This is a genomic window from Actinomycetota bacterium (genome assembly GCA_035759705.1).
Classification (GTDB): domain Bacteria; phylum Actinomycetota; class CADDZG01; order JAHWKV01; family JAHWKV01; genus JAJCYE01.
In genome coordinates this window covers 1-8,480 of the sequence record DASTUJ010000025.1, presented here as the reverse complement: position 1 = coordinate 8,480, position 8,480 = coordinate 1, and the positions used below count along the sequence as shown (strand labels likewise).

The 8,480-nt window shown below is 64.5% G+C and carries 10 protein-coding genes; 7 read left to right on the top strand and 3 right to left on the bottom strand.

Features of this window, described 5'->3' with window-relative positions:
* The 5 genes from VFV09_01620 to gltX all read left to right on the top strand — a co-directional run.
* Window positions 1-780 (top strand): aminotransferase class V-fold PLP-dependent enzyme (locus VFV09_01620; GenBank protein HEU4866402.1); only part of this gene is annotated, 780 nt, incomplete at its 5' end.
* Between the two features lies 1 nt (window position 781).
* Window positions 782-2,371 carry a phosphoglycerate dehydrogenase gene (gene serA, locus VFV09_01615; protein ID HEU4866401.1) on the top strand — a complete coding sequence of 530 codons (1,590 nt, stop codon included), beginning with the start codon at window positions 782-784 and terminating at the stop codon, window positions 2,369-2,371.
* A gap of 96 nt (window positions 2,372-2,467) precedes the next feature.
* A complete protein-coding gene (locus VFV09_01610) occupies window positions 2,468-3,382 on the top strand; it encodes a branched-chain amino acid transaminase (protein ID HEU4866400.1) in 915 nt (304 codons plus the stop codon).
* Complete coding sequence (locus VFV09_01605) at window positions 3,379-4,149, top strand: fumarylacetoacetate hydrolase family protein (protein HEU4866399.1); 771 nt, start codon at window positions 3,379-3,381, stop codon at window positions 4,147-4,149. Before VFV09_01610 ends, VFV09_01605 begins: the two co-directional genes overlap by 4 nt.
* Complete coding sequence (gene gltX / locus VFV09_01600) at window positions 4,146-5,606, top strand: glutamate--tRNA ligase (protein ID HEU4866398.1); 1,461 nt, start codon at window positions 4,146-4,148, stop codon at window positions 5,604-5,606. The genes VFV09_01605 and gltX overlap by 4 nt, the downstream gene beginning before the upstream one ends.
* 33 nt (window positions 5,607-5,639) lie before the next feature.
* On the opposite strand, the gene VFV09_01595 is transcribed toward gltX, so the two are convergent.
* The 3 genes from VFV09_01595 to VFV09_01585 form a co-directional block, all read right to left on the bottom strand.
* A complete protein-coding gene (locus VFV09_01595) occupies window positions 5,640-5,825 on the bottom strand; it encodes a DUF1059 domain-containing protein (protein HEU4866397.1) in 186 nt (61 codons plus the stop codon).
* A gap of 293 nt (window positions 5,826-6,118) precedes the next feature.
* Complete coding sequence (locus tag VFV09_01590) at window positions 6,119-6,382, bottom strand: hypothetical protein (GenBank protein HEU4866396.1); 264 nt, start codon at window positions 6,380-6,382, stop codon at window positions 6,119-6,121.
* A 48-nt stretch (window positions 6,383-6,430) separates the two neighbouring features.
* Window positions 6,431-6,691 carry a hypothetical protein gene (locus VFV09_01585; protein HEU4866395.1) on the bottom strand — a complete coding sequence of 87 codons (261 nt, stop codon included), beginning with the start codon at window positions 6,689-6,691 and terminating at the stop codon, window positions 6,431-6,433.
* Window positions 6,692-7,070: 379 nt separating this feature from the next.
* Between VFV09_01585 and VFV09_01580 the strand changes: the two genes are divergently transcribed.
* Window positions 7,071-7,940 (top strand): MoxR family ATPase, encoded by an 870-nt coding sequence (locus VFV09_01580; protein HEU4866394.1) that lies wholly within the window; start codon window positions 7,071-7,073, stop codon window positions 7,938-7,940.
* 14 nt (window positions 7,941-7,954) lie between these two features.
* Window positions 7,955-8,480 (top strand): CoxE (locus tag VFV09_01575; protein HEU4866393.1); only part of this gene is annotated, 526 nt, incomplete at its 3' end.

Sequence of the window (8,480 nt, the reverse complement as noted above, 5' to 3'; positions counted from 1 at the left end):
GACCCCGAGATCAAGTTCGTGTTCTGCCAGCACTCGGAGACCTCCACCGGCGTCGTCAACGACGTCGAGCCGATCGCCCGCGCCGTCCGTGAGAAGGACAAGATTTTCATCCTCGACGCCATCTCCTCCATCGGCGCCGTCGACATCGCAATGGACGACTGGGGCATCGACGTCTGCATCGGCGGGTCCCAGAAGGCCCTCGGCGCCACGCCGGGCATCGCCTTCTGCGCAGTCGGACCCCGTGCCTGGGAGGCCCACAAGACCTCCACCGCACCCCGGTTCTACTTCGACTGGACCGCGTACAAGGAGGCCTACGACCGCCCGAACTCCGAGAGCCCCTGGACTCCGGCGATCTCGGTGCTGGCCGGCATGGCCGCCGCCCTGCGGGTGGCCCGCGCCGAAGGCCGCGAGGCCATCATGGAGCGCCACGTCCTGCTGGCCCGAGCCGTCAAGGCCGGCGCCCAGGCGCTGGGACTGCCGCTGATGGGCGAGGACCCCGAGCGGGCCGTCGTCGTCACCGCGGTCAAGAACCCTCCCGGCCTCACCGACACCCAGATCGTCGGCGCCCTCCGCAAGGACTTCGGCATCGTCGTGGCCCCCGGACAGGGCCCGATGAAGGGCAAGGTCTTCCGCATCGGCCACCTCGGGTGGTTCCTGCCGGTCGACGTGTTGCAGTTCTTCGGCGCCCTCGAGCTGGTGCTTGCCAAGCTGGGCTACGACTTCACGCCCGGCTCCTCGGTCGCTGCGGCCCAGGAGATCTTCAAGGAAGCCGGCCAGTAAAGTGACCCTTAGGGTCCTTGTCGCCGAGCCCCTCGCTGAAGAGGGGATCGAAAACATGCGCCGCGAGCTGGAGGTTGACGTCCTCCCCGATCTGGACAGGCAGAAGTTCCTGGACGTGATCGGGGAGTACGACGCAGTCATCGTCCGCTCGGCGACGCAGATCGACAAGGAAGCTATCGAGAAGGGCTGGCGCCTCAAGGTCGTCGGCCGGGCCGGCATCGGGCTGGACAACATCGACGTCGAGGCCGCCACCCGCCGGGGCATCCTGGTGGTCAACGCCCCACAGTCGAACATCCTGTCGGCGGCGGAGCACTCGATGGCGCTGATGCTGAGCATGGCCCGCCAGATCCCCGCGGCCGACGCGTCGCTGAGGGCCGGCAAGTGGGCCCGCAGCAAGTTCAGCGGCGTGGAGCTTTACGGCAAGACGCTGGGGGTCGTCGGCCTCGGCCGCATCGGCACCCTGGTGGCGCAGCGGGCGGCCGCCTTCGGCATGCACATCGTGGTTTACGACCCCTACGTGACCGAGTCACGGGCCGCCGAGATGAAGGCGACCCTGGCGACGCTCGACGAGCTGTGCGCCCAGGCCGACTTCATCACGATCCACCTGCCGAAGACCTCCGAGACCAAGGGGATGCTGGGCAAAGAGCAGTTCGCCAAGATGAAAAGGGGCGTCCGCATCGTGAACGCCGCCCGGGGCGGGATCGTCGACGAGGAGGCCCTGGTCCAGGCGCACCACGAGGGGATCGTCGCCTCAGCCGCCATCGACGTCTACGAGAAGGAGCCGGCCCCCGCCGACCACCCGTTCTTCGCCGAGCCCCACTTTGTCGTCACCCCGCACCTCGGCGCCTCCACGGCCGAGGCGCAGGAGAAGGCCGGCACCGCCATCGCCGAGCAGGTTCTGCTGGCGCTCCGAGGAGAGTTCGCCCCGTACGCGGTCAACATCAAGGGCGGCGCCGAGTACGTGGAGGCCATCCGGCCGTTCATCTCGCTCACCGAGAAGCTGGGGCGCATCGCCCACGGCGTGTCCGGGGAGCGCATCACCGAGGTCTCCATGGAGTTCCGGGGCACCGTCGCGGAGCACGACACCCGCATCCTCACCCTGGCCGGCCTGAAGGGCCTGTTCTCCGCGATCGTCCACGAACCGGTCACCTACGTTAACGCTCCTCTTCTGGCCTCAGAGCGGGGGATCGAGGTCAAGGAGATCAAGTCGGCGGTCGCATCGGACTACGTGAGCCTCGTCTCCATCGGAGTGGGTTCGGACAACCACCGGGTCAACGTCTCGGGAACCCTGACCGGCAAGCGGGACGACGAGCGCATCATGAGCGTCTGGGGCTACGCCATGGACATGGCCCCGGAGCGCTTCATGTGCTTCGCCAAGTACACCGACCGCCCCGGGGTGATCGGGACCGTCGGCTCGGTGCTGGGAGAGTCGGGCATCAACATCGCCAGCATGCAGGTAAGCCGGCAGACGATTGGGGGTGAGGCCCTGATGGGCCTCACGGTAGACAGCGAGATCCCGTCCGAGGTCCTGGGCAAGATCAAGCAGGCGATCGACGCGACGGACGTAAGGGCGATAGATCTCGGCGAGTAACCCCGCAGCAAGTCTTAGCCCCACCCCGTTTTAGATACAATCAGGCCACTTGTCACGCGCCCACGGCGCGCCATGAAGGAAGGGAGCACTCAAGAAATGCCTATCACCCCCACCAAGTTCATATGGATGGACGGCGAGCTCGTCGAGTGGGAAAAGGCAACGGTACACGTACTCAACCACTCCCTTCACTACGGCAGCGGCCTGTTCGAGGGCATCCGGGCGTACCACACCAAGAAGGGCCCGGCGGTCTTCCGGCTGACCCCCCACATCGAGCGCCTGCACCGCTCGGCGAAGATCTACCTGATCGACATGCCCTTCGGCGTCGAGGCGCTGGTCGAGGCGACCAAGGACGTCGTGCGCTCCAACGCACTGGACGCCTGCTACATCCGGCCGCTCGTCTACCACGGCTACGGCGAGATGGGCCTGAACCCGCTGGCCTCGCCGGTCATGGTGTCGATCGCCGCGTGGAGCTGGGGCGCCTACCTCGGCGAGGAGTCGCTCGTCCACGGCGTCCGTACCAAGATCTCCTCCTGGCGTCGCAACGACCACAACGCCATCCCGCCGGCGGCCAAGGCCACCGGGCAGTATCTGAACTCGGGTCTGGCGAAGGTCGAGGCGGTCAAGAGCGGCTACGACGAGGCGATCATGCTGAACGAGCGCGGCTTCATCGCCGACGCCACCGGCGAGAACGTCTTCATGGTGCGCGACGGAATCCTGATGACGCCCCCGCTGGCCTCCGGGCCGCTCGGCGGCATCACCCGGGAGGCGATCATGATCATGGCCCGGGACATGGGGATCCAGGTGGAGGAGACCGACCTCTCCCGCACCGACCTCTACACCGCCGACGAGGCGTTCATGACCGGCACCGCCGCCGAGGTGGTCCCGATCCGTTCGGTGGACGACCGGATGCTGGGCGACGCCGGCCCGACCACGAAGAAGATCCAGGAGATGTTCTACGCATCGGTCCGGGGCGAGGTCGAGAAGTACTCGGACTGGAACGAGTACGTTTGAGGTTCGCCCGGTTCAAACACAACAACCGCATCGGTTACGGAATTCTGCAGGACGGTGTTCTAGAGGAGATCTCCACCACCCCGTTCCTCCCCTGGGAGGAGACCGGGGTTTCCTACGACCTCTCCGACGTCACTCTCCTGTCGCCCTCCGTACCCTCGAAGGTCATCGGCATTGCGCTGAACTACCGGGACCACGTGGAGGAGATGGGCAAGCCAATCCCGGAGTACCCGAACTTCTTCTACAAGCCGTCCACCTCGGTCACCGGCCCCGGCGGAACCGTCGTTCGACCTCCCGGCTGCAAGCAGCTGGACTACGAGGGCGAGCTGGCGGTGGTCATCGGCAGTGTGGCCAAGTCGGTGTCGCTCGGCCGGCACGAAGAGGTCATCCTCGGCTACACCTGCGGGATAGACGCCACCGCCCGGGACCTGCAGAAGATCGACGGCCAGTGGGGGAGGGCCAAGGGCTTCGACACCTCGGCGCCGCTTGGACCGTGGATCGAGACCGAGCTAGACCCGTCCAACCTGGTGATCACCACGAAGTTGAACGGGGAGACCAAGCAGTCCAGCACCACCTCGATGATGATCTTCGGAGTCTCGGCGCTGGTCACCTTCGTATCGGCCTACGTCACGCTGCTCCCGGGCGACGTGATCCTCACCGGCACCCCGTCGGGCATCGGACCGATGGAGCCGGGCGACGAGCTGAGCGTGGAGATCGAAAAGATCGGCTCCCTTGAAGTCTCCGTCGGCGAAAGCAGAGGTCCCAGATGAGCCCCGAACCTCAGGTGAGGGTCCGGGCGGCGCCCGCCCCCAGCGGCTCGCTGCACGTCGGCAACGTCCGCACCTTCCTCTACAACTGGCTGCACGCCCGCCACACCGGCGGCAAATTCGTCCTGCGCATCGAGGACACCGACACCTCCCGCTTCACCGAGGAGGCGTACCACGCGGTCCTCGAGGACCTGAGGTGGCTGGAACTCGACTGGGACGAGGGCCCCGAGGTCGAGGGCCCCCACGCGCCCTACCGGCAGTCCCAGAGGACCGAGCTCCACAAGTACGCCGCCGAGAAGCTGCTGGCGAACGGCGCCGCCTACCGCTGTTACTGCACGAAGGAGGAGCTGGACGAACGGCGCAAGCAGGCGATGGCGGAAAAGCGCCGCCCCGGCTACGACGGCCGATGCTCCCGGCTGACCCCTGAGGAGATCGCCGCCTTCGAGGCAGAGGGCCGCTCGTCGGTGGTGAGAGTCCGGGTCCCGAATGAGGGCCAGACCACCTACGAGGACCTGGTGATCGGCCCTGTGACTACCGATTTTGCACAGATCGACGACTTTGCCATCCTGCGCTCCGACGGCGCCCCGCTCTACCACCTGGCGGTGGTGGTCGACGACGGGATGATGCGGATCAACCACGTTATCCGGGGAGACGACCTGCTCTCCAACACCCCCAAGCAGATCCTGCTCCACGAGGCACTCGGCAACCCGATCCCCGCTTTCGGCCACCTCCCGCAGGTGCTGGGCCCGGACCGCAAGCCGCTCAGCAAGCGCCACGGCTCGACCTCCATCGCCGACTTCCGGGAGGCCGGCTACCTGCCCGACGCCCTGGTGAACTTCCTGGCGCTGCTCGGGTGGGGGACCGCGGACGACACCGTGATGAACCGGGAGGAGCTAATCGCCCGCTTCGAAATTACGGATGTCCACCCGTCCCCGGCCATGTTCGACACCAAGAAGCTCGACTGGATGAACGGCGAGTACATCCGGCTGCTGGACGACGACACGCTGACCCGACTGGTGACGCCCTTCTACGCGAAGGCAGGCCTGGTGGGGGAGGCGCCGTCCCCGGAGGAGCGTGAGCTCATCGAAGCTGCCACCCCGCTCATCAAGACCCGCATCCGCCGGCTCGACGAGGCCGCCGCTCTGGTCAGGGGCCTGTTCTCCGAGCCTGAGATGGACCCGGAGGCGGCGAAGAAGGTCTTCTCGGGCGAACACGTGCCCGCTCTGTTCGACCGAACGATAGAGGCGCTACAAAGCGTCGAGCCGTGGGACAAGGAGAACGTCGAGGCGTCGCTGAGGGCGGTGGCCGATCAGATGGGCCTCAAGCCCCGGACCGCGTTCGCCCCGTTCTACGTGGCCATCAGCGGGTCGACGGTGTCGGCCCCGGTCTTCGACCTCATGACCCTGATCGGCCGGGAGGCGTGCCTGGCTCGCCTCCGCAAGGCCCGAAGCGGGATCTAGGCAAAACAAAAGGCCCCCGGAGGGGCCCATCGTTTAAGTGCTTATTACCTTGACCTTTTTGGCGATGTAGGTCATCAGTGTCTGGGTGGGGGTCTTCACCCGGTGGACCACCTTCAGGTGTTCCTCCACCTGTTCCCTCAGTTCATCCCAGGTTTCGGCAACGAAGTGTTTGGTGCAGGTGTCCGCTCCGATGTCGGAGCATCTGAACTCAACCGGCATGGCTCCAACCTCCCGGGTTTGAACCCGCTTTTGCCTCCCGACCGGAAAGCGCCCGATCCTGCTGTGCTGGCTACCTACTTGGCATTCTTCAGGATAAAGGTCATTACCGTTTGTGTCGGCGTCATGACCCTGTGCACATCCCTAAGGTGAATTGCGACCTTCCGGAGAAGCTCCTCCCTGGTGTCTGCCGTGAAGTGTCCGTTGCAGGTATCGGCTCCCACGTCCGCTCATCTAAAAGAGATCATCGCTCACCGCCCCCGCGTTGTCGAAACTCCGGTCAGCGACCCCCTAGCCTAGCTGCCGATTGCCTTCCGGCCGCCGGTTCGGCTGGACAGGCTGTCGGTCGCCTGCTGAACCGGGACCAGGTCGTTGTTGACCGAGATCACGGTTTCAGGAACCGTTTCGATCTGGCTGGCAATCGCTCGAACGCCGGCGATGATCGTGCCGAGGGTGAAGCTCACGTGCACCAGGATGGTGATGACCCTCAGAAGGTAGGAACAGAGAATGAATACGAACGCCAAGATCAGGATCAGGGCGAGAATTCCGGCCAGCGACATGAAATCTCCTTTGGCTTGAGTTACGGCTAGTCAGATAGTTGAGTTCGGTTACTTGCCGACTGCCTTGAGGACCTTGTCCACGCCGCCGCCGTAGCGAAGTGCGCCGGTGGCAACCTGGCTGACGATGTCCTTGGTCTCGGCCAGCATCTCGGTTACACCGTCGAGGTGACCGGTGAGGATGACGCCGTCCACAAGAATCTGGTCGATGTGCCCTTTGATCTCGGTAATCGGGTTGAGGATCCGGTTTAGGAGGAAGATCTCCGCCGGAATGGCGATGAGTACCAGAAGTGCAATTGCCCAAAGAACCATCTACCTGTCTCCCTTACTAGTTGCCTGCTGCCCTGGTGGGTATAGGCATACTGGTTTCAGTCTTACGCGCCGATGGTGTTCTACCACTTTCGCGGTCGCAAGTTCCATGTGAGCGGCTGGAAAACTCCAGTTTCGTACGACTAAGTTGTCTCTCCTATTAATAGGACGCATATAAAAGGCGATCCAGGGGAGAACCATAATGGTTTGTCCGCTTAGAATTGGAATAGCTTTAGATTAGCGATGTGGGGTTTGAGGACCCCGAAGGGATCATCTTGTCGGAGGTGGTCCGTCAGATCACTGTGGCTTCCTCGTCGGGGAACCTGCCACTAAGAAAGAAAAGCAGGCGAATACGGCCTGCGATATTTAAGGAGGGTGCTGGGTGAGTGCACTGAATTCAGTCGAAGATGTCACCAAGACCCTTGCGGGTCAGGCGTACATCGCGGACCGGGGTCTTTCGACCTCCGTGTTCCTGGCCCTCTCCCTGGGACGGCCACTGCTGCTCGAGGGTGAGCCGGGTGTTGGTAAGACCGAGATTTCCAAGGCGCTGGCCGCCGCGTTCAACGTGGAGCTGATTCGACTTCAGTGCTACGAGGGTATCGACGCGAACCAGGCCCTTTACGAGTGGGACTACACCGCTCAGCTGCTCTACACCCGCACGATCAGCGCCGAGGAGGCCAAGGGCGGCAAGGCTCTGGACGACCTGTTCGGCGAGCGCTTCCTTATCGAGCGTCCGCTGCTGAAGGCCGTCAAGGCCGGCAACCGCTGCATTCTGCTGATCGACGAGGTCGACCGTTCCGACGACGAGTTCGAGGCATTCCTGCTCGAGGTCCTGTCGGACTTCCAGGTCACCATCCCCGAGCTGGGGACCATCGTCGCCGAGACCCGCCCGCTGGTGATCGTCACCTCGAACCGGACCCGTGACCTGCACGACGCACTCAAGCGCCGCTGCCTGTACCACTGGATCGACTACCCCGTCCTCGAGCGCGAGGTTCAGATCGTCAAGGCCCGGGCCCCCGAAGTTGCAGAGGCCCTCGTCCGCAAGGTCGCCTCGGCGGTGCAGCGCATGCGCCGTCTGGACATGGCCAAGAAGCCGGGTGTCGCCGAGACCATCGACTGGGCGCGTGCCCTGGACTTCCTCGGAGCCAACAACCTGGACTCCAAGACCGCCGACGAGACCCTCGGGTCCGTGGTCAAGGACCGGGACGACCTGGACCTCGTCCGGGAGTCCATGTCCGAGATCGTCAAGTAGGCAAGGGGCAGACAATGGCTCGTGGCGGTACTGGGCTCGAATTCGCACTGGTCGGGTTCGGCCGCGCTCTGCGCAAAGAGGGACTGGTTGTCGGCTCCGGCCACATCATTACCTACACCGAGTGCGTGGCCGAGCTCGATCCGACCGAGCTCGCCGATCTCTACTACGGCGGCAGGTCCTGTCTGATCCATCGCCCCAACGACATCCCCATGTACAACCGGGTGTTCAAGGCCTACTTCCTTGACCCCGGGGGCGAGGGCAGTCAGATCATGAAGATGAAGCAGACTCCTTCCGAGGAGACTGAGGCGGTCATGGAGATGCTCCAGGAGGAGGAGAACAAGGGCACCGAGCGCGAGGGCGATCCTCCCTCCGGCATCATGGCCTCGACCCTCGAGGTCCTGCGCAAGAAGACCTTCGGGGAGTGCACCCCCGAGGAGCTGGCCGCGCTCAGGGCCCTGATGGCACGGTTCCGTCTGATCCCCCCGAAGCGCCTGACCCGTCGAACGGAAAAGGCGCACAAGGGAAGGCGGCCGGCGTTGC